Genomic DNA, 26,664 nt, shown 5'->3' with positions numbered 1-26,664 from the left:
GAGGGACAAAGGACAAATGACTATTGAGGAACTACAAGCAAAAATCAGACGGCTTAACAGCAAAGCAGGTCAAATGAAGATGGATCTGCATGATTTAGCTGAAGGTCTGCCAACAGATTACAAACAACTTATGGATGTTGCCGCCGCAACTTATGAAATCTATCGCCAGTTAGATGAACTTAAGCAACATCTGAAACAATTGGAGAATGCTAAATGACTGGAACTATTGATGAATTCAAGAAGCTCGTAGATGCAGAAGAATTTTTTCAATTCTTTAATATGTCCTACGACTTAGAAGTTGTGAATGTGCATCGTCTACATATTCTGAAAAAGTTTTCTCAACATATCCAGGAAATTGATGATAATTCTCCTGACTTGAGTCAAGAAGAGAAATTAAATCAATATTCTTTGGCTTTGCAAAAAGCTTATCAGCTATTTATCGAATCGACAGCTTATGAACAAAAGCTGTTCAAAGTGTTTAACGACAAGCCGAAAAATGTAGTCACACTGACAGAAATCACTTCTGATTAGGAGGTATAAATTGGTTAACCTAACGCCTACCGAATTAGAACGCTATCGTCGCCAAATGATGCTTCCGAACTTTGGCGAAACAGCACAGAAACGCCTGAAGTCAGCGACAGTTTTGGTTACAGGTGTGGGGGGATTAGGCGGTACGGCGGCGCTTTACTTAGCAGTAGCGGGCGTTGGGCGGCTAATCCTAGTCCGGGGTGGTGACTTGCGGCTAGATGATATGAATCGTCAGGTTCTCATGACTGATGATTGGGTAGGTAAGCCAAGGGTATTCAAAGCTAAAGAAACTCTGGATGCGATTAATCCTGATGTCCAAGTGGAAATTGTTCATGATTACATCACCCCGGAAAATGTAGATTCGTTAGTGCAATCTGCTGATATGGCTCTTGATTGCGCCCACAATTTTACAGAGCGCAATTTGTTAAATGAAGCCTGTGTGCGATCGCGTAAGCCAATGGTGGAAGCTGCAATGAATGGGATGGAGGCTTACCTGACAACGATTATTCCTGGTGTGACTCCTTGTCTATCTTGTCTGTTTCCAGAAAAACCTGATTGGGATCAGCGCGGCTTTTCAGTTCTAGGCGCTGTTTCTGGAACCCTAGCTTGTCTAACAGCACTGGAAGCTATCAAGCTGATCACCGGGTTTAGTCAGCCTCTATTGTCGCAATTGCTGACAATCGACCTAAATCGGATGGAATTTGCTAAACGCCGTTCTCACCGCGATCGCTCTTGTCCAGTATGCGGTAATAGTGCGCCTTGGAGACACGCGCAATCCAATTCGATGGAACCCACAGCCACGGGTATTGCACAAAATAGTTAATTTTCGTCCCCACCTGAAATCAGAACAACTAATCGCTACAAATCAGGAGACTTAATGGCCGTTATATTATCAGAAAAAGCAGAATTTCATCTGCGGGCATTCCTTAAAGGTTCCGCACCCGATGCTAATGGCGCAACTAAAGGTGTCCGCATCTCGGTAAAAGATGGTGGTTGCAGTGGCTATGAATATGCGATCGATATCACCAGCAAGCCCCAACCAGATGATTTAGTAAGTCAGCAAGGCAAAGTGCTGGTTTACGTTGATGCCAAAAGTGCGCCGTTATTAGACGGAGTTATCGTTGACTTCGTTGAGGGAGTAATGGAAAGCGGTTTTAAATTCATCAACCCCAATGCAACTGATACCTGCGGTTGTGGAAAGTCCTTCAAAACAGACGATGGTACGCCTACTGGTGTACCTTGCAGCTAACATCATTCCGTTAGCGCCAAGTCAATTGTAAAGGCTTCCCATAGAAGCACTCCGCAGAGTTTCAATGCTCTTGAGATAGCTTTCTCGTTCGCCTTGCATCCCTTACCCCTATAGAGAAGCCTACTAAACTTAGCATCTCCGTAAGAAGAAAGGAAGCAAAAAGTAGGATAGGTTACTCAAAAAATTCGGCAATTAGACCAACTGTATAACGTTTGAGGAGAATCTGAAAATGGCTTCCTACCAAGTTAGATTAATCAACAAAAAAGAAGACCTCGACACCACAATTGAAGTTGACGAAGAGACCACCATCTTAGACGCAGCAGAAGAAAGTGGTATTGAGTTGCCAGCTTCTTGTCAAGCAGGTTCTTGCTCTAGTTGTGTTGGCAAGGTCGTTGAAGGTGAAATTGATCAAGAAGATCAAAACTTCCTGGATGACGAACAGATTTCTAAGGGATTCGCTCTACTTTGTGTCACTTATCCCCGTTCTAATTGCACAATTAAGACACATCAAGAAGCGTATCTCGTATAAAGTATTACTTTGGTTGCTGTCTTTGGCAACCAAATAAAGCATGAAGGATGAAGGATGAAAATATACTTCCTTCTTCCCTTCAAAATTCTTAATTTATAATTCAAATGTTTACCCCCTTTAGTGTAACTGGCTGTTCATTAGAATTATTGAGAACAGGAGAGCGAGGAATCGTCACCTTCTGTAAAAGTCAGGATGAAAGAATCTTAAACGAACTGATATCAATAGGGGTAACACCAGGAACAATTATTACTTTAGAACAAAACTTTCCATCATTCCTTATTAAAATAGAAAATACATCTTTAGCACTAGATACAAAAAGCATCCAAGCTATTTATGTCCGCATTATTGATAGTTGAAACAATTAAAATATATATAGCGATTTTAAATAAGTTGTGAAAATCGAGAGACTCAGATCCCCGACTTCTTTGAGAAGTCGGGGATCTTATTGTTTACGAATGATTTAGGACTGCTATATAATAAATAATATTTTATTGGACAAATTTTTTTGACTTCTTAATTAAGACTATACATAGCAATTACGAATTAAATTGACCTCACTCCTATATTAATTCAAGGAGTGAGGTCATTAAATTGAGAGATATAAATGCAATTCGATATTAGCGCTAAAGCCGCTTGCAAGAAAAGGCAACTTGCCTATTTTTACTCAACAGCAACTATCACATCTGATGATTTAATCACGGCATAAGCCTCCTTGCCTTCTGTAAGCCCCAGCTTTTCTGCTGATGATTTTGTGATTATTGACACTAACTCTACTCCTGGTGCAATTTCTAAAGTTACTTCAGTGTTAACTGTACCAGGCACAACTTTTTTTACAGTACCTTTTAGAGAATTACGAGCGCTAATTTCCATGTTTTGCCTGTGTTTTGCTTATTTCTACTTAAAAAAGATAGCAAATTTGGCTTGAAAAAAGAAAATGTTTTAAATTTCTTAATAAGTCTCAGATGTAAAAAGTAAATCTCAATATCATAATTCAAGTTTATTAAACACAATATTCAATGTAAATGTAGCATCAAGTTTGAGCAAAACAGTGTGCTTAAGACTATTCTTAAAGCCAGGAGAACTTACATAATAATCTACTATTTTCGCAAAAATTCTATATGCTATTAGTCTAGATAATGAAATTAGATTGTAAAAAATACTGCATTTTAATTGTTTTTAAATATTTTCTCCTAGATATATCTAGGGATCTTTATAAATGATTCATAATTCAAACTTATCATAGTGATAATATATAACTAAGCTAAATTGTTGCTAGTTAACTTAGTACTCAAACAAACCAAAATTAAATTGCTGGGTGAAGGCGGGGAGTAGGTAGTGGGTAAAGATTTTTTTTGTTTTACCAAACTTTTAAATACCTAGAAAAGTTACTTTGGTAAACAACTAGACTTTAGCTACTCGTATAAAATTCTAAAATAATGGTGGGTAATGCCCACCATTAAGTTTTCCAAGCATGAAATTGCTTAGAAAATACTTAATCGTGTGACGTTGAAAGAATAATTATGAGTCAATTAAACAGACAAGACCTGAGTGAAGCAACAACTCAATGGCTAATAGCAAAAGGCTATAACTCTGGGGATTTAAATCAGCTAGGGGAAAATGGCGATACAGCTTTAATGAAAGCTACAAGAGAGGGAGTGTATGCAGTCGTTAAAGAACTGATTGATGCAGGTGTAGATATCAACGCTCAAAATAGCGATCGCAACAATGCTTTGTGGTTTGCTTGTTTTGGTAATCACTACAATTTAATTAATTTACTCTTAGCTAATAACGTTGACATTAACAACCAGAATGATAACGGTGCAACTGTTTTAATGTACGCAGCATCAGCCGGAAAGACAGAAGTTGTCAAGTCACTTTTACAACATCATCCTAACTTATATTTGAAAAACTTAGACGATTATAAAGCTATCGATTTTGCCAGCAATGTAGAAGTTTTAAGGATACTTAAAAATGCCATCAAGTCAGATATCGGGCAAAGCTTATCATGAAGCTACCAAGCATTCTTATTTATCGGTACAACTCGATCCAAATTATGTAGATGCTTCAACACAGCCATCTGCATTTAAAGTTTATCCAAAATTTTATCGGAGAGTGAAATTAAATCTCAATAATCATGTTCACTCTTTTATCTCGTTAACCAGTGCGATAACACTAGAAAAAGTATATAAAGATGGCCCTTATAAATTGCGGGTGAATCCATCAGCAGGCGCTCTGTATCCTACGGAAATTTACGTACAGGTTCGCGGGATTGAGGGAATGGTAGATGGTATATACCATCTAGAAGTTGAGAATAATTGTCTAACTCTCATCTATGAATTAATTGATGATGGGTTAGAGAATTATATTATACCGGGTAAAAGTATCAACGGATTCATCTTTTTAATTAGTTGTGTTTATTATAGGTCTAGCTGGAAATATCAAAATAGAAGCATAAGATATTGCTTCTTAGATAGCGGACACCATTTAGGTGCGATCGCAGCTTCAGCTTATCTCCACAACCGAGATATACAACTAATTTTTGACTTTGATAAACTTAGCCTCAATTCTGATTTGGGATTCGAGAATAAAGAGTTTATTACTGCTTGTGCGGTATCAGGAGAAATACAAGACAAGAAAATCAGACGCTTAAGGCTGAAAGTTCCTTTTGTTTCTGGCACTGATTATTTTGAATCCAATCAATTTATTGAAGATGCTTATCAAGCAACTACTCTACAAAATCATCGCCAGCAGCAATTAGAATATCCTCAATTTGATTTCGACAAAGAGAAATTTTATCAAGTTGTTTGGGATAGACGTTCTATTAGACGTTTCCGGAAAGAGGCTATTTCTCAAGAAGATTATTTATATATAGTGCAACAACTTGAGCAGTCAATACCGACAGAAAACTATGAGCAAATAGAAATTTACTCGGTCGTGCATCGAGTAGAGGGAATGACACCTGGGTTATATAAAGGTACATATCTGGTTAAAACAGGTAATTTTAGTGAAAAGACAGGTTACTTATGTATTAATCAGGCTATTGCTAAAGATAGTGCTGTAACTTTATTTTTTGTGTCAGATTATTTAAACTATCAAACTGCTATGCAAATAGCTGGTTTTCTGGGACAGAGGCTTTATTTAACTAGTAATTATTTGGGAATACAGTGTAGTGGAATTGGTGCTTATTATGATAATGAAACCCAAGAATTATTAGAAACAAATAAAGATGTACTTTATGGAATGGTGATTGGAATATAAGCAGGAAGCTAAAGAGAGATGGCTAGAAATATGTATTACTTTAATAGCGATGACTCACATCCTATGCAACCAACATCGGCAGATATTATACTGCGACAGCAATTAGAGGATTCTATTAGTAGATACTTTTATGACGCTTGCGATCGCACCATTCAAAATCTGCTATCTGATTGTCGGTGGTATGTCACAACCCACGCCAATGCTCTGACATTGGTAATTGAATGTCCCGATCAAGTTATTAATTGGCGTGTTTTACAAAAAATTGTGCCAATGGGGACATTGCTATATGGAATTGTTAACAGTGCGAAAATCCGTGTTTGTCCACCAGAGAGTCAAGGCGTACCTTTTGAAATGAGGGTAGATGAACTTTCTGTTTACCGGGATTGGGCTTGATTCGATTTTGGATTAATTAAAAGTTAATATTCTGGTTGATAAGTGCAGCTACCTCTTCAAAAACCAAATCAGCAGAATGTTTGACAACAGGACTTAACTCTAGTCCCAAAGTAAGATTTGCCGCCTCAATTAAATAAACTGTCACATCTTCAGGAAAGTCATTTTGAAAGATTTTCCGTCCGGCGGCTAAAGCATTATCCCAGCGAAAATCATGCAAGTTATAACTAGGTTCTGGCAAAGTTTCCAGTTCTCTTCCTGGAACTTTAAACACAGCACCCGGTTCAGAACCTGTTGAACTTGCATCAATAATTACTAATTGTTTACTACCTCTAGCTTGAAACATTACTTCCATACCTGCGGTGCCACAGTCATATACTCGCACATAAGAATGAGGATTTTCAGCTAGATATTTTTGTAAGCGTTGGGCAATGATTACGCCTACTGCGTCGTCACTGCGATTGAGATTGCCGCAACCGATAATAGTTAGCATGGAGTAAGATTTAATTGTTTAAGCAGTTGCAAATTCAGTTAAAGCGCGATCGCTGGGAGGATGAAAAGCTAACACAATATCACTTGGAGGAACGCCGGCGTTTAATAAGTCAGTGGCAATACCTTCCTCAGTCCAGTCTTCTTCGATCCAAATTTTGTTATTTTTAATCTGAATATGTACAGTAATACCTTTAATTCTGCGATTTTTTTGCCAGCCAATCTGAAACCATAGATATTGATCGCGTTGATCATCAAGTGCTAAAAGGCTCTCTACATCGTCATCAGGCGAGCTATTGCAGAGGCGGTCATACTCTATGAGAATATTTTTAATAATATTTCTGTAGTGACTTAGTTTATCCATTGAACTATAACCTCACTTTCGACATCTACAACCATTAATAAGAGTTGATTCTGCTGAACTACTAATGTAATTGCTTTTAGCTGGAAAAAGTTTTCATAAGTGCTTTCCTTGATTGCTAAATAAAGTTGATATTGAGGTTCTGTGACTTTAATCAGATTACGATAAAGAATATATTGACCTAAAGCATTTTCAAAGTCATTTATTGGCGATTTACCTAGAAAACTTTTAATTTCAACAATAATTTTAGTTCCGTTGCGTTCAGCTGCAAGTGTTCTCTCAGCCGCTAGGTCAGCAAATAGTTTAGTATTTTCATACTTAATTATGTAAGGGTCATCTGTAATTATCCAACCGTCTTTGATGAGGGCTGCTTTTACAGCATTATGATAGTAATCCCTAGCGGGCATAGAGTAACAAAATTATAGTAAGTATATTCTAGCAATACCACAGTGGACATGTAATTATGAGGTTGGTGATGGAGCGATCGCAAAAGAAAAAAGAAGTAGACAACCATAAATCTTCTTTTCTAATGTCTATTGCAGGATTAGGAGCTTCTGCGGAAACTGATATCTCAGAACAAGATGAAGATATATTAAAAAATGAGATTGATTCTGTACGTGGTTGGGGTCTTAAAGCAGATGATAGTACATGACAGCAATCCTGGATACAAGTTTCTTATTTGCACTTACTAACAAGAGCGTGTTCGTCCGAGACACTGTGATTATTTTGAGTTATTGCCATAATCTGCAAAATATGAGGCTCTGACTGATGAGACAGACAAAGCCTCTGAGAAACTAAATTATCAGCAGGAAACTAGAACTCTACACCATGTTTCTTGGCAACTTCATTCAGTTTATCATACTGATCTTGTGACACTTTAGTTAATATCTCTTCAGCCTGTTCTTTTGTACTTCCTTCTTTAGGAATTAAATACTTGACATAAAGAGATACAAAATCGGCAGCGATCGCTAAACCGGATAAAGCGTGTTGGTCAGCTTCCTTACCAGCGATCGCAGCTACCAAACCGGCTTTAATTGGGTCTGGTTTAACTTTCATGAACTGCTCGACAAGTTTAGGAACGTAGTCTTCTGGTGGCAAATTATCTAACTTACTTCTATCAGGAGTAAAGTTACATTCTGCGGCTTTTGCCTGTTCTAAAACACACCATTCTATGTATTCTTGCAATGCTGCATCGGGAACGCGAGGGAGATAATTATGTAGCGCTAAATCAGACACAAGCTTACCGTGTAAATTGCTGTTTATGCAAATGCATTAACGCAAGCCTAACCCACTATTTCTATAAGTTTTAGTGTGGTACGCTACGAGTTTTGAATATAAGACATTGGGAATAGGACATTGGGAATAGGTTATTTAAGTAATTTATTTCTTGAGTCAAAAGTTTGTAGTAAGCGCTTAAACGCTCACTACAAAACAATTAATCCTAAATTCCCAGTCGTTGGTAAATTTCTTCTAAATGCTGGAGATGTTGCTGGGGGTCGAAACAGATTTCTAGTTCTGCTGGGGACAACTTTTGAGTAACGCGAGGATCTTTGCTAATCAAGTCCTGGAAATTGCCTCCTGGCTTGTTCCAAGCGGCGTGAGCGCTTTCTTGAACGATCGCATAAGCTTCTTCTCGGCTGCTTCCTTTGTCTATCAAAGCAAGTAGCACTTTTTGGCTGAACACAACGCCACCGTAGCAGTTGAGATTTCGTGCCATGTTTTCAGGATAGACCAATAGGTTTTTCACCAAGTCGGTTATTTCTGACAACATAAAATGCGTCAAAGTACAAGCATCTGGCAAAATTACCCGTTCCACAGAACTGTGGGAAATATCCCTCTCATGCCAGAGAGCAATGTTTTCCAAGGCTGCACCAGCATGACTTCTCACCAGTCGCGCCATTCCCGTTAGCCGTTCCGAACGGATGGGGTTACGTTTGTGTGGCATGGCTGAGGAGCCTTTTTGACCTTTGGCGAAGAATTCTTCAACCTCTAAAACGTCTGTTTTTTGCAGATTGCGAATTTCTACAGCAAAACGTTCGATGGATGCCGCCACCAAAGCTAACTGTTGCACATAGTCGGCGTGGCGATCGCGGGAAATAACTTGTGTTGAGGCCGTGTCGGGTTTGAGTCCGAGTTTCTGACACGCGATCGCTTCTACACGGGGTTCAACATTGGCATAAGTTCCCACCGCACCAGAAATCTTACCCACGGCAATGGTTTCGCGGAGAATTCTTAAGCGTTCTTGGTGTCGTAACACTTCAGCTAACCAGCCAGCTAGCTTGAAACCAAAAGTAATCGGTTCAGCATGAATACCGTGCGATCGGCCAGCCATCACTGTATGACGATGTTCCCGTGCTTTTTCACGAATTACCTCAATCAAATCTTCCAAACGTTGCAATAATAGATCCAGGCTGGCAACCAATTGCAGTGCTAAAGCTGTATCCAAAACATCCGAACTGGTTAAACCCAGGTGAATGTAGCGTCCGGCATCACCTACATATTCGTTGACATTTGTCAAGAAAGCAATGACATCGTGGCGGACTACAGCCTCAATTTCCAACACCCGCTTTGGATCGAAATTTGCCTTAGCCTTAATTTCCTCAACCGCCTGAGATGGAATGTAACCCAATTCAGCTTGAGCCTCACAAACAGCAATTTCGACTTGCAGCCAAGTTTTTAGTTTATAGGCTTCACTCCACAGATTAGCCATTTCCGGCAAAGTATAGCGCTCAATCACGGTTCGGCACAGAATACAACCGTCATATTTTACAGTTTAATTAATGTAGATCGCTTTTTAGTGTTACTTTTTGCTCAGAGATAGGATTAGTTTTTGACTCAAAAGTGATGATGCTAATCCTACCGTCAGCCTCCATATATGCAAACTTCACATCTGCTAAAAATTCCACCCCTTGCTGACGTAACTTGCTCATCAATTCATCGTCTGTAATTAATTCTCGTTGCAAATGACGTTCAATCATCCGACCATTTTTTACTAGTAGTAGCGGTGGCTGATTTATAAAACGTTGGAACTGGGGTATTTTGTAGCCTAACCAGTTCAACAAATAACTCCAAAAAATCACAGTTCCTACCAGGATAGCGCCTTCAGTAATTGATGTATAATTGCTTGCCATCGCATTTTGAGCAGCTTCAGCAAATAGCACAACTACGAGTAAATCAGTAATTCCTAATGTTCCTAGTTGTCGGCTAGGAAGGAAGCGTAAAACTGAGAACAGGGCTAAATATACCAGCGAACCACGGATAATCAACTCAAAGATGCTGATGCTAGGAACAAAGATTGCTTGCCAATCGATAAAAAACCATTTTTCCGTTAGCACTGATTTTCTTCCTTTTTCAATAGACTTCTGGGAAAAATCCAGTAGCAGGTTATTTATCTATTATCAAAACAGAATTCAGGAGTCAGGAGCCAGAATGGGCTAAACCTTAGCTATCCGCTAACAGGATGAATTTTGTCCGACTGGCGGATAACGGAGTGTTAGCGAGTCAGACGCTCCTGCTGCGCTATCGAGCATTTGAATTAAGGGGTTTGAGACTCCCACTGATAGCGAGTATTCGAGCGTCTTGATTCTGACTCCTGAATTCTGACTTCTGAATTCTTCTTAAACTGATTTCTATTAGAGGTTAAATACTTCAATATTTATCAGAATTACAAACATATAACCCTTCGATAGTGGAATTAAAATGGCGGATTTTTCCTTCTTGCTTTCAATCGCTTGGGCTTTTTGAAAGAATTTAATAAACGATTAATCAAGTTAGAAGATGGCTTTTTCTTGGTGGACGATTGACTCGTTTTCGCCTTGCCATTATATTCCGTATTATCAGATAAAGGAACGGCGTGTTTTGTTGGGGTTATACCGCTTCCATACCTTCTGGCATAAACTTGAGTAAATTCAGCACCGAAGAAAAGAATCTGCGCGGCATAGTTAACCCAAGCTAAGATTACCACCAGTGAACCAGCAGCACCATAAGCTGATCCAAAACTCCCGTTACCTAAATACTGTCCTAAGAAATATCTCCCAATTGAGAACAAAAAGGAGGTGAGCATAGCCCCAATTAAAACATCACTCCAACCAATCTTGACATCTGGTAGGACTTTAAAAATGAGTCCAAACAGAAACGTAGTGATGGCAAAAGAGATGACGAAATTGAGAATCTGCCAGAGAAAATCTACACCTGGCAGTAAGCTGCTAAAGTATGTTATTAATGCTGTTAATACCGTACTAATTACTAGAGAAACTAACAGTAAAAAACCAATACCTATGACCATTGCAAAGGACAAAATGCGTAGGCGAATGATGTTAGTTACACCGCGTCCGGGTTTTGGTTTAACTTCCCAAATCGTATTAAGAGAATCTTGCAATTCAGTAAATAAACCAGTAGCACCCAATAGCAGAACTACAACACTAATAATCGAAGCGATCGCTCCTGTCTGTGGTTTGTTCGCATTCTGAATCGCTGTTTGGATAAATTCTGCGCCACCTGGGCCGACTAAACCTTGAATTTGTCCGACAATTTGACCCCTCGCAGCCTCTTCTCCAAATACTGCCCCTGCGATCGCAATTACAATAATTAACAACGGTGCAATCGAAAAAATCGTGTAATAAGCCAACGCCGCCGCTAACCGTGAGGCTTTATCCTCACTCCATTCTTTGAATGTCTCTTGGAATAACTTCCAAATTGCCTGCAAATTCATCCAACCAGTCTCCTTCTAAGAGGATATTGCTTACTTCCTGATATATTTGATACTTATTCTCTGGGTGGCGACATCCTCCCAAGGGAGTTTGTAAAGCGTTCTTGAGGAGGAATTTAGTAGAGTCGATAATTTGCTGACGGCAATATCCATAATTTGCCTTATGGTAGGTAATAGGTACTGCGATCGCCTCAGCATATAAAATTCAATGGCATAACAAAGCAACTGTTATCTAAAAGCAATGACACAGACGGTAGCGATTACCACTCTTCAGGATGCAGAAAATCGATTCGGTTTTGTTCGTGTTGAAGACGAGCAATTTTTCCCAGAGTGGTATGAAGGTTTAGGCGACGAGCAATTTCTAAATTTCCTCTCTGGAAAAGAGAAAGGCTATCAGTATCGAGAATCCAAAGACTCAACTTGCTTCCCTCTGCGTACTAGAATCTGCCGCTTTCTCAGTAGCATCTAATTCTTGACGATATTCTTGAATATACTGCTGAACCACGTCAAAGTCTGGATCATTTTTAAATACTCCTGCAAATTTCATCCAAGGTTTTTGAGATTGCTCAGTTTGAGGAAATTTGATTTCCATCGGAATAGGCATCATAACAAGATTTCTACTGCATTCTATCAATTGTGCGATACTGAATTGCTTCCGCCACATGATTAGTTTTGAGCTTTTCGTCTCCCGCTAAATCTGCAATAGTTCGTGCTACTTTGAGAATGCGATCGCTAGCTCTTGCCGATAAACCTAATTTTCTAATGGCTGCTTCTAATAAATTACGACTAGCGTCATCTAGCTTGCACCATTTTTGGAGGTGACGACTTTGCATCTGAGCATTGCAACGCAGATTTGCTTCTCCTTGGAAGCGGGTAATGGCGCGATCGCTTGCTTGTTGCACTCGTTGTAGGACTGATATTGATGTTTCTCCCGTCGGTTGTTGGGTAATTTCTTCTGGTTTCAAGCGATTCACCGCAACTTGTAAATCAATTCGATCCATCAACGGCCCAGAAAGTTTTGCCCAATATTGCTCGCGTTGGCGGGGAGAACAAGTACATTGTTGGATGGTATCGCCATAGTAACCGCAAGGACAGGGATTAGTACTCGCCACCAAAGTAAACTGCGCGGGAAACGTTACCGATAGTTTGGTTCGGGAAATCGTAACGTAGCCATCTTCTAAAGGTTGACGCAGAAATTCCAGTACATCACGTTTAAATTCTGTTAACTCATCCAAAAATAAGATCCCATTGTGGGATAAAGAAATTTCTCCAGGACGAGGGAAACTACCGCCACCAACCAGAGAAGGCCCGGATGCTGAGTGGTGGGGACTGCGAAAAGGGCGATCGCGTACCAACGAACCGCGATTTTTCAATAAACCAGCCACCGAATGGATGCGAGTCACTTCTAAAGATTCAGCAAAACTCAGGGGCGGTAAAATTCCTGGCAAGCGCCGTGCTAACATGGTTTTTCCACTACCAGGCGGCCCAACAAAAATTAAATTGTGTCCACCAGCAGCAGCAATTTCTAAAGCCCGACGCGCATGAGCTTGTCCTTTCACATCATGCAAATCTACACTTGGGTAAGATACTGTTGTTCTGTCCACTGTACTATCCATCTGCACAGGTTTGTAACGCCCTGGATTATTTAAAAGAGCCACCACATCAGACAGATGGTTGCAGCCGTAAACAGCCAAACCTTGAACTACTGCGGCTTCTTGAGCATTATCAGCAGGGATAACTAAACCGGCAATTCCCATTTTTTGGGCTGCTGCTGCGATCGGTAAAACACCAGCCACAGGGCGCAAGCTGCCATCTAGAGACACTTCACCTAAGAATAGATAGTCCCCCAACAAATCAGCGCTAACTTGCTCAGAAGCCGCCAAAATTCCCACACTAATAGGCAAATCAAAACAGGGGCCTTCTTTGCGTAAGTCTGCCGGAGTTAAATTGATCACAATTTTCCGCATCGGAAAGGCGAAACCTGCATTTTTCAGCGTTGCTTTGACTCTTTCTCGTGATTCTTGAATCGCTGAATCTGGCAGTCCCAAGACAACAATTCCCGGTAATCCCCCTGACACATCGACTTCCACGCCTACTTTGACGGCATCGATGCCCACAATTGATGCACTCCAGACTCTGGCAAGCATTGCTTATATAACAGTAAACCTTTCAAATCTCTAGCAGATGACTGGGGAAATTGGCATTGGTGAAATTACAGGGAATGGGGAATGGGGAATGGGGAATTGGGAATTGGGAATTGGGGATTGGGAATTGGGAATTGGGAATTGGGAGTAGTATGGTTAAATTACTTGAAAAAATATCTTGGGAAAACTAGCCTAACTGGTTGTAACAGCAGCACGGTCATTTACTAACTTGCCATCTTCCATGTAGACGATGCGATCGGCAATATCTAGAATGCGGTTGTCATGAGTTACTAAGAGAATGGTGCAATCCTGCTCTTTAGCTAGTGCTTGCATGAGGTTGACGACATCTCGTCCCGATTTACTGTCAAGGGCGGCGGTGGGTTCATCTGCTAAGACAATTTTAGGACGGCCAACCAACGCACGAGCGATCGCTACTCTTTGTTTTTGTCCCCCAGATAAATCATTAGGATAATAATTCACGCGCTCTCCTAATCCTACCTCTTCCAGCATTTGCGCTGAACGGCTTTTCATCTCTGCCGATGAAATATTATTATGTACTTCCAAGCCCATTCTGACGTTCTGGAGTGCTGTCAGGCTACCGTGCAAGTTGTGCGCTTGGAAAATATAACCGTTATTACGTCGCACCTCGGTAAGTTGTCTTGTACTAGCACCGCAAAGTTCTTGTCCCAATATCTGCAAACTGCCTGATTGGGCGGAACGCAAGCCGCCTGCTAAGGTAAGAAGTGTAGTTTTCCCAGAACCAGAAGGCCCAGTCATAATAATAATTTCACCAGCGTTAATATCCAGATTGATATCAAAGAGAACTTGCTTACGAAGTTGACCAGAACCAAAGTAATGGTCGAGATTTTTAACAGAGATAACGGGTTTGCTAGTCATAGATAGCTCGATTACTGGTGATGATTGTCATTTGCCCTTTTGAGTAACAAATGACAAATGACAAATGACAAAGGACTAATTTCAAAACATATCTGCGGGATCAGCAGACTGTAATTTACGAGTGGCGATCGCACCAGAAATTACACACATAATCATGGTTAAGGTTAATACCGTTAATGCCCGCCCTACGGTCATGTAAAGTGGCAAATTAGTAGCATTACGAGTTAAATGATAAAGTCCCAAAGGTGCGATCGCTCCAGGGATAAAGCCCAAGACGGCTAAAATTATCGCCTCTTCAAACACCACACCTAATAAGTAGAGATTGTTATACCCCATTGCTTTGAAGGTGGCGTATTCTTTTATATGAGAATTAACATCTGTAGAAAGAACTTGATAGACGATAATCACGCCCACCATAAAGCCCATTGCTACACCCAGGCTGAAGATAAATCCGATCGCAGTATTTGTTTTCCAGTAATTTATTTCAAATTCAATAAATTCTGCTTGGGTTAAAACTTTAACATCTTTATCTAAATGAGCTTCTAAAGCTGCTTTCATCTGTTTTGGGTCAGACCCTGGTTGCAACTGTATCAAACCAAGACTGACACCGCTTGCTTGTTGTCTGGGAAATAGTCGCAAAAAGTTCTGGTCGCTGGTGATTAAAGTACCATCTGCTATGAAGGAAGCGCCGACTGTAAATAAGCCGCTAACGGTAATTGTTCGGCGTTCTATTTCGGTTGTGACAGTTTTACCTTGTTCAATGTTGGCGATCGCTTCATTATAATCTCCTCTAGAGGCGCGATCGAAGAGAACGGTATCTGGTAACTTAACAGCATCTACTTGGCGATTCACATCCGCTAAGTTAAACACCTGCTGATCAGGATTAAACCCCATAACTAATATTGTCGTTTTCTGTTGTGTTTGGGGATTTTTCCAATCAACAATGCTGATATACATTCCTTCTGCCGACTTTACACCTGGCACATCCATTGCTTGATACAGCCGTCGCCGCGTAAAGTTAGACATATTTGCTAAGTTACGTGCTTGGGGACTGATGACAAACATATCAGCCTCCATACTGCGATGCAGGATTGTGTTACTTTCAAACAGGGCAGTCTGAAACCCTAGCTGCATAAACATTAAAACATCGGCAAAGGCAATACCTGACAATGCCACTAAAAGACGACCTTTTTCATGGCTCAGTTGCAGCCATCCTAGAGGGGTTCGCCGCCGCAGTTGCTGGATAAATCCAATCACAGTACAATTACCGCCTTGACTTGCAAATTAGTAAAACTAGAAGCGTTTTGGCTGGATAGTTTATTCAATTCCACATGAACTTCCACTACTCTGGCATCAATATTACTAGAGGGATCAGTGTTGATCAGATTTTGCCGCTTTACCTGCATCCCAATCCTATCCACTCTTCCCCCTAATTCATTGCGTAAAGAATCACTACTTACTCGCACATCCTGTCCGGGACGCACTCTTTTGATGTCACTTTGGTAAACTTCTACTACTGCATACATCTGGTCGGTTTGACCTAGAGCGACAATTCCTTCATCCCCAACAGTTTCTCCGGCTCGCGTATTAATCTCCAAAATTCGACCGGATTTAGGAGCCACAATGTATGCTTGCGCTAGTTCTGCTCTAATTTTATCCGCAGTGGCTTGAGCGCTATCTATCTCCGCCTGTGCATTTGCTATATCTGTGGGACGGACTTCAGCAGTTTGATTCAGGTTAGCTTTTGCTTCCTTAATCTGCTGTTGCAAGCTGGCGAGGGTTTGATCTCGGTTGGCTTTTGCTTCGTTAAGCTGCTGTTGGAGGGTGGCTACAGTTCTTGTCTGAGTGGCTTGGCTTTCAATTAACGCTTGAGTGGAAGTTTCGGCGTTTAAGCGTCTGTTATCAACTTCCTGGCTAGAAATTGCTCCTGCTTGATATAAAGTCTCGTAGCGCTGCACGTTAGCTTGGGCATTACGTTTCTCGGCTGCGACGCGAGCCACCGTTGCTTGCAAGCTCCGTTGTTGCCCAAGGAGTTCTGCTTCTAGACGATTAATTGTGGCTTGCTGAGTTTTAATGTTTCCCTCTAATTCCACTTGCAGACGATTTATAGCAGCTTGACGCACTCCAATTTCTCCTTGTTTGGCTCCAGCTTTTACCTGGTTAAGGCGAGATTTGGCAACTTGAACTTGTTTTTGTGCTTCAATCAAACTAGCTTGTAAGCGATCGCGGCTGTCCATAATTGCAATTACCTGCCCAGCTTTGACGGGATCGCCTTCTTTCACCAATAGTTGCTCTACCCGACTTCCTTGCCCATTTGACGATGGTGCTGACAGTTTTATTACCTCTCCCTTTGGCTCTAACCGCCCTAATGCTGTTACAGTTTTTACCACAGGCTGAACCGCTACTGGTGTTTCTTCTTTTTCATTGGCTGTAGCCTGGAACTTCATCACAGCATAAACACTGATTCCGCCTATTGCTAGTGATGCAATTATTGCAAGTAGAACAGGCGATCGCAAAAGATTCTGAGAAGATCCCAAACTCTCTGAATTTCTGTTTTGCTCCATACTCTTTTCCCTTTACCACCAGTAGCAACTTGTACTGAACTGTCCAGTTCAATTCATGCTAAACTAAACGGACTAGTTTAGTCAATATGATACAACTAAACTCATCAATCAATTTGCTCGGCATTATGCATCGGAATGCCATTCCTGCTCCCCGCTCCCTGCCCCCTGCCCCCTTCTATTTATTTTTGCCATTTTGCACTGGGATATTTTGCCGCATCTATTAATATTGTTTATACGAAAGGATGATTAATAAATGGTACGTATGAAAGCTGGCGAAGTAGATCGAGACAATTCTGTTGATAAAGTGGAGCAAATTCTGCAAGGAGCAATGCAAGAATTCCTTCAGCATGGCTATGCTGGTACAAGCATGGATCGGGTAGCAGTAGCAGCAGGTGTATCTAAAGCGACAGTCTACAGCCACTTTCAAGATAAAGAAGGACTTTTTAAAGTTCTGATAGAGCAACTGGCAAGCAAAAAAAACAACTCTATTTTTGGCACAGAATCTATTGAGGAAGAACCAGCTGTCATAGTGCGCCAGGTAGTGACCAAAGCATTAGAGCAGATGGTTAACGACAAAGAACATAGTGCATTTATGCGAGTCCTAATTGGGGAATCTGGCCGTTTTCCTGAGTTAGCTAAAATTTGTGTTCGTGCAATAATTAAGCCAGTAATGGAAACTCTTACTCACTACTTAGCGGCTCCTGAACTAAACATACCTGACCCAGAAGCAACAGCAAGAATTCTTATCGGAGCATTGGTGCATTTTCACATTACTCAAGATGTGATGCATGGGAAGGACATTGTACCAATGGAAAGCGATCGCCTAATAGATGCGTTGACACACTTAATCACTAAATGCGCCGATTAGATTGGCTATTTCCCGGTGCTTTTTCGCAAAGGTTTGGGATTGCCGCGCAACGCTTGCAATGACATAAGTATTAAGTCGAACATGATATAGGAATCCGGTTTGATTCCTGTTCGCGCAGCGTGGCGTAGCCATATTTATTTGCGTGGATTGGGAATTGGGAATTGGGAATTGGGAATTGGGGAGAAAAGAAGGGATACATCCGTACTGAGTCTTGTTCAAAAATCAAATAGGAGTCCTATATAATAACAAAAGGATACGTTTGATTAATACGGATTGCAAAAGCTTACTTGGCGTGAAAACCTTAAAAAGGTATCAGCTAATTATCAAAAAACTGCTGGCCAATATCTCTTCAAAATTGGCGAACTTCCCGTAGTTATGTTTATAGGTCTTTGAATGCCATAGCTTAAACAATATTCCAAATAGTTAATAAACAAGCTTTAAGACAAATATGGCTACTCAAAACCTTCTGCTCACCGCCCTGCCCCGTGAGGTATACAAGCAGATAGAAAACAAAATGCAGGAGGTTGAGCTTTCATACGGTGAGGTACTCAACCGACCCGGCGAAACCATCGAAGAAGTCTACTTCCCTCTCACCTGCCTAATCTCAGTCACTATCACAATGATGGACGGTAGCACAGTTGAAGCCGGAGTGGTTGGAAGCCGTGAGATGGTGGGGATCAACGCTTTTATGGGCGGTCAGGAGACGACGCAGACCGAGTACATCGTTCAGGTTCCCGGCAATGCGGTGAAAATGAAGGCACATCTCCTGCTGGATGAGTTCGACAACAATAAAGCTCTGCGGGACGTGATGCTCAAATACACACAAGCTTATATCGCGCAAATCTCGCAGAATGTTGCCTGCAACCGCACTCATACTATAGAAAAACGCATGGCGCGTTGGTTGCTTGAGTCCAGCGATCGCTTATACTCGGATGAACTGATCCTGTCCCATGAGTTCCTCTCCCACATGCTGGGCGTGCGCCGTTCTGGTATCACCGAAACCGCCCATATTCTAGAAAAGAAAGGTCTTATCAAATGTAGCCGAAAGAAAATCCAAACCATTGATCGGCAGGGACTAGAAGAGGCTTCTTGCGAGTGTTACGAGGTAATCAAAAAGGAATACGATCGCCTGCTAAAGTTTAAGTTAGAAAGATAACGGATAAAGCCCTTATGACCTTTCTAGCGCTAATTGAGGCTGTTGCCAGACGTGAATCATGTCGCGCACCATCCAGCGCAAACCTGTTAACTTGCCCTTAACGTCCCGCATAGGAGCTACAGTCACAGCAGCCTCAAAAGGCTCACATTGACGAGGCTGTATGCGTAATATCAACTCTTGCACATAGTCAAATTCACACTCGTACATCTGGTTTAGTTGGCAACGAAACGCCCGACGTTCTTCTGCTGCAATGAAACAGGCCAATGGTTTGTTTATCAAAAATCGCTGTTGAAGATTGAACAGTGTGGCAGTGGCATGATTAGCTGATAGAATTTTCCCTTGTGTGTCACTCACGAAGTAAGCATTTGGTACGAACTCTAACAGGTCTTGATAGCGCTTGTATTCCTCTCTAAGCCATGCTTGTGCATTTACCAATTTTTGAGTTTGCTCAAATAGTTTCTCTGTAACTATCCCTAGTTTTTTTGAAGTAGTATCAAGTTCTTTCAAGGCTGCTAGCAGCAAATCACCTTCTGGCTGTACTACGGTGTTCGCATCTTGGTGCAAGTTTAAACACTTTTGCAGTGACTGTAACTGCTCGGTAAAGATATTTACATTTATGGTAAATTCAGGTGACATATAAGTTTAAATTCTTGAATAAAAAGAAACTGCTAACCAATTCTTAATAGGTTTTATTCCACGAATCATTTTTTACTAGGTTTTCGCCAGTAATAAGAAGTTAAGATATATTGCCATCAATGAATTTGTTACCAAATTTCTTACAACTTTGGAATTTCCACATTAAAGACTAAAACACCCAGTCACTGTTAGTCAGTACGATTTCGTACAAAGTTATAAAAATCCGCTCTCGACACTCCGATTCCGGTATCGCTGCAAGAGTCGCCACGAATTTCTACCCTCTAGCTTTGAAAAACTACAACCAAGCAAAAAGGTTAAAACATTGCTCCTACCTATAAATAATCCTAAAATCAGTCGTGAAAAATATAGATAAGGAAACGAAGCGCCATCTCGACGACAGGCTTCCGCCAACGCACAACGTCAGATAAAGTACTGATCTAGCTAGAGAAAGGTATTGAGGTTATGTTAACAACTATTTTGTATCCCTTATTGCTATTGAACTTAACATTAGACCATACTTTATCTGCCTTAATTAATTCACTAGATGGAAGAATAAAGTTAATAAAAAAAGTAAGTTTTTTTTAGACGATATTAAGCACGGTTAGTTCTCTAGTCGATTCAAAGGCTAGAGACTTTTTTTTGACATCCTCACCGCCGTGAACGCACGGAGAAGAAGGAGTAATGAGTAATAAGTAATGAGTAATGAGTAATGAGTAAATACCCATTTTTCATCCACTCATTACTCCTTACTCATTACTTTAAAGCCGTGCTGGAAACACGGGGTTTTAAACCCATTTTTCTGATAACTCAAAGGAGTTACGGAAAATGACTGTAAAAGGTTATTTTGCAATAATTTTTCCATCTAGGTAATGTAATACTAATATAATTTTTTACCAAATCCTATACAAAAAAGGTCTCAAAAATGGATGATTTAAAACAATTAGACAAATATACTTTTCAAGTCTTAACTATGAGTAGAGAAGGGTATTCTAGCCGCCAGATCGCCCAGCAGTTTCATTTAAGCTATAAGACAGTAAAGGATATTGTGGAACGGTTTTCTTACTGCCGATAAAATAATGAAGAGAATTTTCAATCCCCCAGTATCTCTGTTATTGTCATAAAACCAAAAACCGCACTTATAAATATCAGTGCGGTTTTGAGTTCCACAGAAGTGGGGTTGCTCTATTTTTGTAAAGAGGAGCTGGGATGTTTTTATATCCCAGTATTTGGGGTTACGCTATCCCCAACTGGTTTAAGATTCCATCATCATTTCCACTATAGCTCTGTGCAAGCGTGACTTGATGCACAACGAAAAAATCCCCTTGCTGCCTTCAATGGGGATAATCTCAATGTTTTTTCCATAGAAGCTACAGTGTTGCCTCCGGGTTTTTTCATTCTTTACAAGCTGTTACAAATATATCTTCTAGCGATCGCAAGATAACTAGGCAGGAATGACTTGAACAACTAGTGCGCGTTTATCCAGTGATTGGATTTTACCTACTTGGCTGAGATCATTTGCAATTCGGTCTAGCAGTTCTCCTGCTTTGTCACGATATTGATGTTCTCGGCCTCGTAAACGGATGGCAAACTTAACTGAATCGCCTTTACTCAACCATTGGCCTGCTTGTTCGATACGTAAATTATAATCAGCCAGACCCACATTTAGACCAAATCGAACTTCCTTTACTGTCGGTCTAGCACTCTGGCTTTGACGTTTTTTCTTTTGATATTGAAGCTTGCCATAGTTGAGAATTTTAGCGATCGGAGCCTCTTTACCTTGAGAGACTACAACTAAGTCAAGCTCTAAGCTTTCGGCTAGCTGTAGCGCCTCATTGGTGTCGATCAGACCACGATTGTTATTTTCATGGTCAATCAAGAAGACGCTAGGTGACTTGATTTGTGAATTAATCAGTTGCTTTTGGATTGCGATAACGAATTTCTCCTAATTGTTCAACACTTTACATTGCAAGTAATGCTAATTTAACACAACACTGAATCAGAGCAACTTTAACCACACAATAGACTACAATCTGTTAGGATATGGAATTGCGGCACTCGCTCTTCAGTCTTTGCGCTATTGCCCATCCAGCCTTTCAACACTTTTTTATCCGTCCGCCTAAGACTGACGCCGCCATTGGCGACAGGCCGATGTTATTTTTGGAGTTTTATGGATTTTTCTACTCTCGGCTTGTCCAATGAAATTATCCGTGCGGTTACAGAGCGAGGGTATACCGAACCTACGCCAATTCAGATACAGTCCATTCCTGCCGTCTTGTCGGGTAGCGATTTGCTAGCTGGGGCGCAAACAGGCACTGGAAAGACCGCTAGTTTTACCCTACCGCTCTTACATCGGTTATCGTCTGAGAAGAATGTCAAAGGTACATATAAGGGATACCCGCCAATCCGGGCGCTGATTCTTACCCCGACTCGTGAACTCGCCGCCCAAGTGGAAGAAAGCGTGCGCGAGTACGGCAAGTACTTGCAGCTAAACTCGATGGTGATGTTTGGCGGAGTCGGTATTCATCTGCAAAAACAGCGTTTGAAGAACCGAGTCGATATTTTGGTTGCTACTCCAGGGCGACTCCTAGACCACGTACAGCAGGGGACGCTGAATCTGTCGCATATTGAGGTTTTGGTGCTAGATGAAGCAGATCGGATGCTAGACATGGGTTTTATTCATGATATCCGCCGCATCCTTGCACTGTTGCCCAAACAGCGACAAAATTTGTTATTCTTCGCTACCTTTTCAGACAAAATTAAAGCACTAGCCGCCGGACTGCTCAATAACCCGAAGATGATTGAGGTAGCACGCCGCAACGTTACCGCCGAAACGATCGCTCAAAAAGTTTACCAAGTAGACCGTGATAAGAAACGCCAATTACTTGCTCACCTGATTCGGCGAGATAATTGGTATCAAGTGCTAGTGTTTACTCGCACTAAGTACGGTGCTGACCGTTTGGTTAAGCAGTTGGGCGAAGACCGCATTCAAGCACTGGCAATCCACGGAAATAAAAGCCAGCCGGTGCGTACTAATGCTCTGGCAAAATTCAAGAATGGCAGCTTACAGGTATTAGTAGCGACAGACATTGCTGCTAGAGGTCTTGATATTAGTGAATTGCCTCATGTCGTCAACTTTGATTTGCCCAATGTACCAGAAGATTATGTTCATCGGATTGGGCGTACTGGTCGGGCTGGCGCGTTAGGTGAAGCTGTATCGCTGGTGTGCGTCGATGAATACAGTCTATTGACAGATATCGAAAAATTGATTGAGCAACGTTTGCCAAGGGAAGTAGTGGCTGGCTTTGGCCCTAACCCCGATACAAAGCCCGAAGCAATCCCCAATGGACGGCAACACAGACCTAAACCCGAAGGTGACAAGCGTCCGGCTCGTACTCCTAAACCATTACCACGAACATCAGCTAAACGTAAAGCTGCACCACCCGCCACCAATGGCGATCGCTCCGGGGCGCGTTCGTCATCGCGCCGTTCTGATAAACGCGATCGCTAAGTAGTTAAACATAATTAATTACACAATGTCATTGCGAATGTAGCGAAGCGAAATGAAGCAATCCCAGCCCTTGCGATTGCTATCTCTACGAGACGCTCCGCGAACGCTTCGTACCCTGCGGGAACGCCAAGGGCGGTACGCAATGACAATTATTTAACCAGACATAATATTATGTATTCAATTAATAATCTTGACCTTACCAGTGTCAATATCGTAAAAAGCACCAACAATTTTGAGTTTACCTTCACTGAGCAATTTAGCTAAGATTGTTGAGCTTTCCTGCAATTTTTCAGTTTGATATTGAATGTTAGCTATAACCGCATCTTGTATATTATCGCCCGTTCTTAACTTTACTCTTTCAAGAGATGGTTTGATACCCTCAGTAATCAAACCAATTCTGCCAGGAAGTGGTTCGTTTTTGATTGCTTCTGCAACTGCACCGCATCTTTTATGACCTAAAACCATAATCAACTGCGAACCTAACACTGTTGTAGAGTATTCCAGACTACCTATAACGGTGTCACTGACAACATTACCAGCAACTCGCACAACAAATAAATCTCCGAGTCCTCGATCGAAAACGATCTCCGTAGGTACTCTAGAATCTGCACAGCCTAATATTGCAGCAAAGGGATATTGAGCTTTAGCAACTAATCGTAGACGTTCTAATGATTGATCGGGATATTTACGTTTTTGTTCAATAAATCTTTGATTACCATCCAGTAGGCGTTTGATTGCTTCATTAGGATTAACTGGATTAGGGTTTCCTGGATGAATATCAGCAATAGCAGTTTGCTCTGGATTCCAAAAGCTATCACCAAAAGTAGTGGTTGCAATACCTACGATACTGGCAAACTTTAAGAAATCACGTCGTCCTACAAATCCATTAATTCGACTCATTAATCTAGCTGATAATAATAAATTTGCTCTCAGGAATATATCAGATTAAAGCAAGATGTAAGAGTACCCTTTTACACGATTTAAGAGTCCTTTAATCTTCAAATAGCATTCGTAATTTATAACTTACGTAATTAGACAAAATCAAACATCCAATAAAACCCTAGTTCGTAGTGATGAAAGCATCCCGAATGTGCATAAACATAAGCTATCATTACCGTGAACGACAAGATCCCCGACTTCTCTAAGAAGTCGGGGATCTAAGCCTCTCGATTTTCACAACTCATTTGGGATCGTTATAGATACTGCGATTGCTTCATTCCGCTCCGCTTCACTCGCAATGACAGGAGAGATATTTTTGACTGTCACAAAAATAGCATGAACCGAAAATCACTAAATTTCATCAAAGTCAACACTCTACTGCTGTGCCCCTACCTGTGTACTTCACTTACCTGAAAAACGTTGGATTTAGAGATTTCATTAAAAAAGCATCTTTAGTTCTTGATTATTTAATCGGTATTTTAGGTAATCAATAATTATTTTTTACAAATAATATTTAACCAAATTGTAGATAAAATTTAAACTAAGCGTCACATTCAAAATTAAATACAAGTTTATTTACGGATTATAAAAAAGGTAATAAATATTTTATTGGATGTATTATTTTTATCATTCATCAGCTTAAATGTTATTTAAATTACTAATATATTTTTTCAAAAAATAGAGCGAATTAGAGAAAGTTGAGTTAATCTTGGAAACTAGCAATTGTTAATAACATACGTTGTTACTGGGTGACAACATTGGAGATTCGCTAGATGTCTCTATGTAATCAAACCAGAAAGTAAAATGATTACCATAGAATATGCAAGAAGGAAGCTTTATCTGGAGTCATCTAGAAAAACAGCATCGCACGGTTGGCAAATGGATTGATTGGGTATGGCTAATAGTATTGCTGTTGGCAGCAGTATTACTGTTTAGCATCAATCTGGGAGGATTGCCCCTGCGAGATTGGGATGAAGGGACTGTGGCACAGGTTGCTCGTGAAATTTGGCACGCCCCAGAAGGTTCAATGCGTTGGCTTTACCCAACGCTAGGAGGCGAACCATATCATAACAAGCCGCCTTTGATGCATTTGATAATTGCTTGGGCTTATTCTCTAGGGGGCGAAAGTGAGTTGACAACGCGCCTACCTGGAGCAATTTTAACAGCGACATCTGTACCTTTACTGTATTGCATAGCTCGTGAGATATTTCGCCAACGTTGGGCTGCTATTTATAGCGCTTTGATTTATCTAACAATGCTACCTGTGGTGCGTCATGGGCGCTTGGCAATGTTGGATGGGGCGATGGTAAGTTTTTTGATGGTAATGATGCTGTGCGTGTTGCGATCGCGCCGAGATTTACGTTATTGCCTTGGTGTTGGTGTCAGTTTTGGGCTGGTTTGCCTAACTCAAGGACTACTCGGCGCATTGCTAGGTGCGATCGCCATCGTATTTCTCTTTTGGGATACGCCACGACTGCTCACCTGTTACTATCTGTGGTTAGCAATCTTCATTGGTATTCTGCCTGTGGCTGGTTGGTATAGCGCCCAACTAATTCACTATGGTTACACTTTCGCCCAAATTGGGATTGTAAACCCATCACTAGGTAGAATTGGCTCGTTTGTAGAGGGTAATCCTGAACCACCTTGGTACTATGTGATTGAACTTCTCAAATACACATGGCCGTGGTTATTATTCTTACCGCAAACTGTCCGCTTAACTTGGGAAAATCGCAATCTTAGCTGGGCAAAACTAGTAATGGCGTGGAGTGGTGTTTATCTGTTGGTAATTTCTTTCATGATTACCAAAGTGCCTTGGTATTTATTCCCCATTTACCCTAGTTTAGCTTTAGCTTTTGGTATCCAATTATCAGATACAGAAAATTCGCCTTTACTCTCATCCTATCCCCGCGCTTGGGTTGGTGGTTTGGCAATACTTGCAGTAGTCGCTTCTGCTGGGAGCATTTATTTCAGTTGGGGCACAACACCAAAAACAGACTTACAACTGATTTTTGCAGCAGTAGCTTTAACGATGACCTTAGCGGCTATTTTGGCAGAACGAGGCGACGGACAATTTCTGAAGATTTTGTTTTGGGGAAGTTATCTTTCGCTGCTGCTGTTAATGAAATCTAACTACTGGGTTTGGGAATTATCTGAAGCCTATCCGGTTAAACCAGTCGCCGCCATGATTGTGCGGGCAAATCCAGCGACGAAGAAGATTTACACATCTTTTTCTTACCATCGTCCCTCGTTGGATTATTATAGCGATCGCACCATTATTCCCGCTTCTGTTGGTGAACTGGAATATTATTGGCACTACAATGGGCAACCCTATTTTTTGCTTCATGCATCTGCTTTCAATAATCTCAAACTAGATTCGATGAAGCTAGTTGACCAAGCTGAAGGCTGGAAATTAGTTACAAAAGAAATTAATCGTCTTTAA

At 41.0% G+C, this 26,664-nt stretch carries 32 protein-coding genes; 15 read left to right on the top strand and 17 right to left on the bottom strand.

Annotated elements, in window-relative coordinates:
- Positions 1-16: 16 nt before the first annotated feature.
- From VB732_RS02880 to VB732_RS02855, 6 genes are all read left to right on the top strand, one after another.
- Positions 17-217, top strand: coding sequence for a CCE_0567 family metalloprotein (locus VB732_RS02880; RefSeq protein ID WP_323229308.1), 201 nt, complete (start codon positions 17-19; stop codon positions 215-217).
- Positions 214-531: a nitrogenase-stabilizing/protective protein NifW gene (gene nifW / locus VB732_RS02875; RefSeq protein ID WP_181928156.1), complete on the top strand. Its 318-nt coding sequence runs from the start codon at positions 214-216 to the stop codon at positions 529-531. Before VB732_RS02880 ends, nifW begins: the two co-directional genes overlap by 4 nt.
- Before the next feature lie 10 nt (positions 532-541).
- On the top strand, positions 542-1,351 hold the full coding sequence (locus VB732_RS02870) for a HesA/MoeB/ThiF family protein (RefSeq protein WP_323229307.1): 810 nt from the start codon (positions 542-544) through the stop codon (positions 1,349-1,351).
- 54 nt (positions 1,352-1,405) lie between these two features.
- The gene (locus VB732_RS02865) at positions 1,406-1,777 is read left to right on the top strand and encodes a HesB/IscA family protein (RefSeq protein WP_094327427.1); all 372 of its coding nucleotides are present in this window, start codon (positions 1,406-1,408) and stop codon (positions 1,775-1,777) included.
- Between the two features lie 229 nt (positions 1,778-2,006).
- Positions 2,007-2,306, top strand: coding sequence for a 2Fe-2S iron-sulfur cluster-binding protein (locus VB732_RS02860; protein WP_323229305.1), 300 nt, complete (start codon positions 2,007-2,009; stop codon positions 2,304-2,306).
- A 104-nt stretch (positions 2,307-2,410) separates the two neighbouring features.
- Positions 2,411-2,662, top strand: coding sequence for a FeoA family protein (locus VB732_RS02855; RefSeq protein WP_323229304.1), 252 nt, complete (start codon positions 2,411-2,413; stop codon positions 2,660-2,662).
- Positions 2,663-2,966: 304 nt separating this feature from the next.
- Here VB732_RS02855 and VB732_RS02850 read toward each other — a convergent pair whose 3' ends face one another.
- A complete protein-coding gene (locus tag VB732_RS02850; RefSeq protein WP_323229303.1) occupies positions 2,967-3,176 on the bottom strand; it encodes a molybdopterin-binding protein in 210 nt (69 codons plus the stop codon).
- 650 nt (positions 3,177-3,826) lie between these two features.
- Here VB732_RS02850 and VB732_RS02845 point away from each other — a divergent pair.
- From VB732_RS02845 to VB732_RS02835, 3 genes are read left to right on the top strand one after another with little or no spacing between them, the layout of a single operon-like run.
- Positions 3,827-4,315, top strand: a complete 489-nt coding sequence (locus VB732_RS02845; RefSeq protein ID WP_323229301.1) for an ankyrin repeat domain-containing protein — start codon at positions 3,827-3,829, stop codon at positions 4,313-4,315.
- Positions 4,278-5,564: a nitroreductase family protein gene (locus VB732_RS02840; RefSeq protein ID WP_323229300.1), complete on the top strand. Its 1,287-nt coding sequence runs from the start codon at positions 4,278-4,280 to the stop codon at positions 5,562-5,564. Before VB732_RS02845 ends, VB732_RS02840 begins: the two co-directional genes overlap by 38 nt.
- Before the next feature lie 18 nt (positions 5,565-5,582).
- Positions 5,583-5,957 (top strand): hypothetical protein, encoded by a 375-nt coding sequence (locus VB732_RS02835; RefSeq protein ID WP_012407183.1) that lies wholly within the window; start codon positions 5,583-5,585, stop codon positions 5,955-5,957.
- A 16-nt stretch (positions 5,958-5,973) separates the two neighbouring features.
- Here the strand turns inward: VB732_RS02835 and VB732_RS02830 are convergent, their stop codons facing one another.
- From VB732_RS02830 to VB732_RS02820, 3 genes are read right to left on the bottom strand one after another with little or no spacing between them, the layout of a single operon-like run.
- Positions 5,974-6,447, bottom strand: a complete 474-nt coding sequence (locus tag VB732_RS02830) for a hydrogenase maturation protease (protein ID WP_323229299.1) — start codon at positions 6,445-6,447, stop codon at positions 5,974-5,976.
- An 18-nt stretch (positions 6,448-6,465) separates the two neighbouring features.
- Complete coding sequence (locus VB732_RS02825) at positions 6,466-6,807, bottom strand: XisI protein (RefSeq protein ID WP_323229298.1); 342 nt, start codon at positions 6,805-6,807, stop codon at positions 6,466-6,468.
- Positions 6,795-7,211, bottom strand: a complete 417-nt coding sequence (locus VB732_RS02820) for a XisH family protein (protein WP_323229297.1) — start codon at positions 7,209-7,211, stop codon at positions 6,795-6,797. The genes VB732_RS02825 and VB732_RS02820 overlap by 13 nt, the downstream gene beginning before the upstream one ends.
- Before the next feature lie 56 nt (positions 7,212-7,267).
- Here VB732_RS02820 and VB732_RS02815 point away from each other — a divergent pair, with 56 nt between their 5' ends.
- Positions 7,268-7,456 carry a hypothetical protein gene (locus VB732_RS02815; protein ID WP_323229296.1) on the top strand — a complete coding sequence of 63 codons (189 nt, stop codon included), beginning with the start codon at positions 7,268-7,270 and terminating at the stop codon, positions 7,454-7,456.
- Positions 7,457-7,617: 161 nt separating this feature from the next.
- On the opposite strand, the gene VB732_RS02810 is transcribed toward VB732_RS02815, so the two are convergent.
- The 10 genes from VB732_RS02810 to VB732_RS02765 form a co-directional block, all read right to left on the bottom strand.
- Positions 7,618-8,040, bottom strand: coding sequence for a hypothetical protein (locus VB732_RS02810; protein ID WP_323229295.1), 423 nt, complete (start codon positions 8,038-8,040; stop codon positions 7,618-7,620).
- A gap of 205 nt (positions 8,041-8,245) precedes the next feature.
- Positions 8,246-9,541: an adenylosuccinate lyase gene (gene purB, locus VB732_RS02805; protein ID WP_323229293.1), complete on the bottom strand. Its 1,296-nt coding sequence runs from the start codon at positions 9,539-9,541 to the stop codon at positions 8,246-8,248.
- 40 nt (positions 9,542-9,581) lie between these two features.
- Positions 9,582-10,139, bottom strand: a complete 558-nt coding sequence (locus VB732_RS02800; protein WP_323229291.1) for a DUF421 domain-containing protein — start codon at positions 10,137-10,139, stop codon at positions 9,582-9,584.
- Between the two features lie 359 nt (positions 10,140-10,498).
- Entirely contained in the window at positions 10,499-11,515 is a 1,017-nt protein-coding gene (locus tag VB732_RS02795) for a YihY/virulence factor BrkB family protein (RefSeq protein WP_323229290.1), read from the bottom strand.
- Between the two features lie 257 nt (positions 11,516-11,772).
- Positions 11,773-11,931 carry a hypothetical protein gene (locus VB732_RS02790; RefSeq protein WP_323229289.1) on the bottom strand — a complete coding sequence of 53 codons (159 nt, stop codon included), beginning with the start codon at positions 11,929-11,931 and terminating at the stop codon, positions 11,773-11,775.
- Positions 11,928-12,119 carry a hypothetical protein gene (locus VB732_RS02785; RefSeq protein WP_323229288.1) on the bottom strand — a complete coding sequence of 64 codons (192 nt, stop codon included), beginning with the start codon at positions 12,117-12,119 and terminating at the stop codon, positions 11,928-11,930. The genes VB732_RS02790 and VB732_RS02785 overlap by 4 nt, the downstream gene beginning before the upstream one ends.
- A 10-nt stretch (positions 12,120-12,129) precedes the next feature.
- Positions 12,130-13,659 (bottom strand): YifB family Mg chelatase-like AAA ATPase, encoded by a 1,530-nt coding sequence (locus VB732_RS02780; RefSeq protein ID WP_323229287.1) that lies wholly within the window; start codon positions 13,657-13,659, stop codon positions 12,130-12,132.
- A 189-nt stretch (positions 13,660-13,848) separates the two neighbouring features.
- Positions 13,849-14,553, bottom strand: coding sequence for a DevA family ABC transporter ATP-binding protein (locus VB732_RS02775; RefSeq protein WP_323229285.1), 705 nt, complete (start codon positions 14,551-14,553; stop codon positions 13,849-13,851).
- An 81-nt stretch (positions 14,554-14,634) separates the two neighbouring features.
- Positions 14,635-15,810 carry an ABC transporter permease DevC gene (gene devC / locus VB732_RS02770; RefSeq protein ID WP_323229284.1) on the bottom strand — a complete coding sequence of 392 codons (1,176 nt, stop codon included), beginning with the start codon at positions 15,808-15,810 and terminating at the stop codon, positions 14,635-14,637.
- On the bottom strand, positions 15,807-17,117 hold the full coding sequence (locus VB732_RS02765) for an HlyD family efflux transporter periplasmic adaptor subunit (protein ID WP_323229283.1): 1,311 nt from the start codon (positions 17,115-17,117) through the stop codon (positions 15,807-15,809). Before VB732_RS02765 ends, devC begins: the two co-directional genes overlap by 4 nt.
- A 253-nt stretch (positions 17,118-17,370) precedes the next feature.
- Between VB732_RS02765 and VB732_RS02760 the strand changes: the two genes are divergently transcribed.
- Positions 17,371-17,985, top strand: a complete 615-nt coding sequence (locus VB732_RS02760; RefSeq protein WP_323229282.1) for a TetR/AcrR family transcriptional regulator — start codon at positions 17,371-17,373, stop codon at positions 17,983-17,985.
- A 448-nt stretch (positions 17,986-18,433) separates the two neighbouring features.
- Complete coding sequence (locus VB732_RS02755) at positions 18,434-19,141, top strand: Crp/Fnr family transcriptional regulator (protein WP_323229281.1); 708 nt, start codon at positions 18,434-18,436, stop codon at positions 19,139-19,141.
- Between the two features lie 12 nt (positions 19,142-19,153).
- On the opposite strand, the gene VB732_RS02750 is transcribed toward VB732_RS02755, so the two are convergent.
- The gene (locus tag VB732_RS02750; protein ID WP_323229280.1) at positions 19,154-19,777 is read right to left on the bottom strand and encodes a PAS domain-containing protein; all 624 of its coding nucleotides are present in this window, start codon (positions 19,775-19,777) and stop codon (positions 19,154-19,156) included.
- A 922-nt stretch (positions 19,778-20,699) separates the two neighbouring features.
- Here VB732_RS02750 and VB732_RS35925 point away from each other — a divergent pair.
- The gene (locus VB732_RS35925) at positions 20,700-20,849 is read left to right on the top strand and encodes a sigma factor-like helix-turn-helix DNA-binding protein (RefSeq protein ID WP_416235724.1); all 150 of its coding nucleotides are present in this window, start codon (positions 20,700-20,702) and stop codon (positions 20,847-20,849) included.
- A gap of 369 nt (positions 20,850-21,218) precedes the next feature.
- On the opposite strand, the gene infC is transcribed toward VB732_RS35925, so the two are convergent.
- The gene (gene infC / locus VB732_RS02745; protein WP_323229401.1) at positions 21,219-21,686 is read right to left on the bottom strand and encodes a translation initiation factor IF-3; all 468 of its coding nucleotides are present in this window, start codon (positions 21,684-21,686) and stop codon (positions 21,219-21,221) included.
- A gap of 258 nt (positions 21,687-21,944) precedes the next feature.
- On the opposite strand from infC, the gene VB732_RS02740 reads away from it, so the two are divergent.
- Positions 21,945-23,285: a DEAD/DEAH box helicase gene (locus VB732_RS02740; RefSeq protein ID WP_323229279.1), complete on the top strand. Its 1,341-nt coding sequence runs from the start codon at positions 21,945-21,947 to the stop codon at positions 23,283-23,285.
- Between the two features lie 177 nt (positions 23,286-23,462).
- On the opposite strand, the gene VB732_RS02735 is transcribed toward VB732_RS02740, so the two are convergent.
- Entirely contained in the window at positions 23,463-24,185 is a 723-nt protein-coding gene (locus VB732_RS02735) for a carbonic anhydrase (RefSeq protein ID WP_323229278.1), read from the bottom strand.
- Positions 24,186-25,044: 859 nt separating this feature from the next.
- Between VB732_RS02735 and VB732_RS02730 the strand changes: the two genes are divergently transcribed.
- Positions 25,045-26,664 carry a glycosyltransferase family 39 protein gene (locus tag VB732_RS02730; protein ID WP_323229277.1) on the top strand — a complete coding sequence of 540 codons (1,620 nt, stop codon included), beginning with the start codon at positions 25,045-25,047 and terminating at the stop codon, positions 26,662-26,664.

The organism is Nostoc sp. UHCC 0252, assembly GCF_034931145.1.
Classification (GTDB): domain Bacteria; phylum Cyanobacteriota; class Cyanobacteriia; order Cyanobacteriales; family Nostocaceae; genus Nostoc.
Note: the sequence above shows the minus strand (reverse complement) of the source record. Positions and strands in the feature narration are given on the sequence as shown.

Bases quoted from the DNA above. Each gene is read 5' to 3' on its own strand.
- VB732_RS02855 (WP_323229304.1), top strand. From the start codon at position 2,411: ATGTTTACCCCCTTTAGTGTAACTGGCTGTTCATTAGAATTATTGAGA.
- VB732_RS02840 (WP_323229300.1), top strand. From the start codon at position 4,278: ATGCCATCAAGTCAGATATCGGGCAAAGCTTATCATGAAGCTACCAAG.
- VB732_RS02865 (WP_094327427.1), top strand. From the start codon at position 1,406: ATGGCCGTTATATTATCAGAAAAAGCAGAATTTCATCTGCGGGCATTC.
- VB732_RS35925 (WP_416235724.1), top strand. From the start codon at position 20,700: ATGGATGATTTAAAACAATTAGACAAATATACTTTTCAAGTCTTAACT.
- VB732_RS02740 (WP_323229279.1), top strand. From the start codon at position 21,945: ATGGATTTTTCTACTCTCGGCTTGTCCAATGAAATTATCCGTGCGGTT.
- VB732_RS02755 (WP_323229281.1), top strand. From the start codon at position 18,434: ATGGCTACTCAAAACCTTCTGCTCACCGCCCTGCCCCGTGAGGTATAC.
- VB732_RS02775 (WP_323229285.1), bottom strand. From the start codon at position 14,553: ATGACTAGCAAACCCGTTATCTCTGTTAAAAATCTCGACCATTACTTT.
- VB732_RS02820 (WP_323229297.1), bottom strand. From the start codon at position 7,211: ATGCCCGCTAGGGATTACTATCATAATGCTGTAAAAGCAGCCCTCATC.
- VB732_RS02835 (WP_012407183.1), top strand. From the start codon at position 5,583: ATGGCTAGAAATATGTATTACTTTAATAGCGATGACTCACATCCTATG.
- VB732_RS02765 (WP_323229283.1), bottom strand. From the start codon at position 17,117: ATGGAGCAAAACAGAAATTCAGAGAGTTTGGGATCTTCTCAGAATCTT.
- VB732_RS02750 (WP_323229280.1), bottom strand. From the start codon at position 19,777: ATGTCACCTGAATTTACCATAAATGTAAATATCTTTACCGAGCAGTTA.
- VB732_RS02730 (WP_323229277.1), top strand. From the start codon at position 25,045: ATGCAAGAAGGAAGCTTTATCTGGAGTCATCTAGAAAAACAGCATCGC.
- VB732_RS02795 (WP_323229290.1), bottom strand. From the start codon at position 11,515: ATGAATTTGCAGGCAATTTGGAAGTTATTCCAAGAGACATTCAAAGAA.
- nifW (WP_181928156.1), top strand. From the start codon at position 214: ATGACTGGAACTATTGATGAATTCAAGAAGCTCGTAGATGCAGAAGAA.
- VB732_RS02785 (WP_323229288.1), bottom strand. From the start codon at position 12,119: ATGATGCCTATTCCGATGGAAATCAAATTTCCTCAAACTGAGCAATCT.
- VB732_RS02780 (WP_323229287.1), bottom strand. From the start codon at position 13,659: ATGCTTGCCAGAGTCTGGAGTGCATCAATTGTGGGCATCGATGCCGTC.
- VB732_RS02880 (WP_323229308.1), top strand. From the start codon at position 17: ATGACTATTGAGGAACTACAAGCAAAAATCAGACGGCTTAACAGCAAA.
- VB732_RS02850 (WP_323229303.1), bottom strand. From the start codon at position 3,176: ATGGAAATTAGCGCTCGTAATTCTCTAAAAGGTACTGTAAAAAAAGTT.
- VB732_RS02845 (WP_323229301.1), top strand. From the start codon at position 3,827: ATGAGTCAATTAAACAGACAAGACCTGAGTGAAGCAACAACTCAATGG.
- VB732_RS02815 (WP_323229296.1), top strand. From the start codon at position 7,268: ATGAGGTTGGTGATGGAGCGATCGCAAAAGAAAAAAGAAGTAGACAAC.
- VB732_RS02830 (WP_323229299.1), bottom strand. From the start codon at position 6,447: ATGCTAACTATTATCGGTTGCGGCAATCTCAATCGCAGTGACGACGCA.
- VB732_RS02760 (WP_323229282.1), top strand. From the start codon at position 17,371: ATGGTACGTATGAAAGCTGGCGAAGTAGATCGAGACAATTCTGTTGAT.
- VB732_RS02825 (WP_323229298.1), bottom strand. From the start codon at position 6,807: ATGGATAAACTAAGTCACTACAGAAATATTATTAAAAATATTCTCATA.
- VB732_RS02860 (WP_323229305.1), top strand. From the start codon at position 2,007: ATGGCTTCCTACCAAGTTAGATTAATCAACAAAAAAGAAGACCTCGAC.
- VB732_RS02735 (WP_323229278.1), bottom strand. From the start codon at position 24,185: ATGAGTCGAATTAATGGATTTGTAGGACGACGTGATTTCTTAAAGTTT.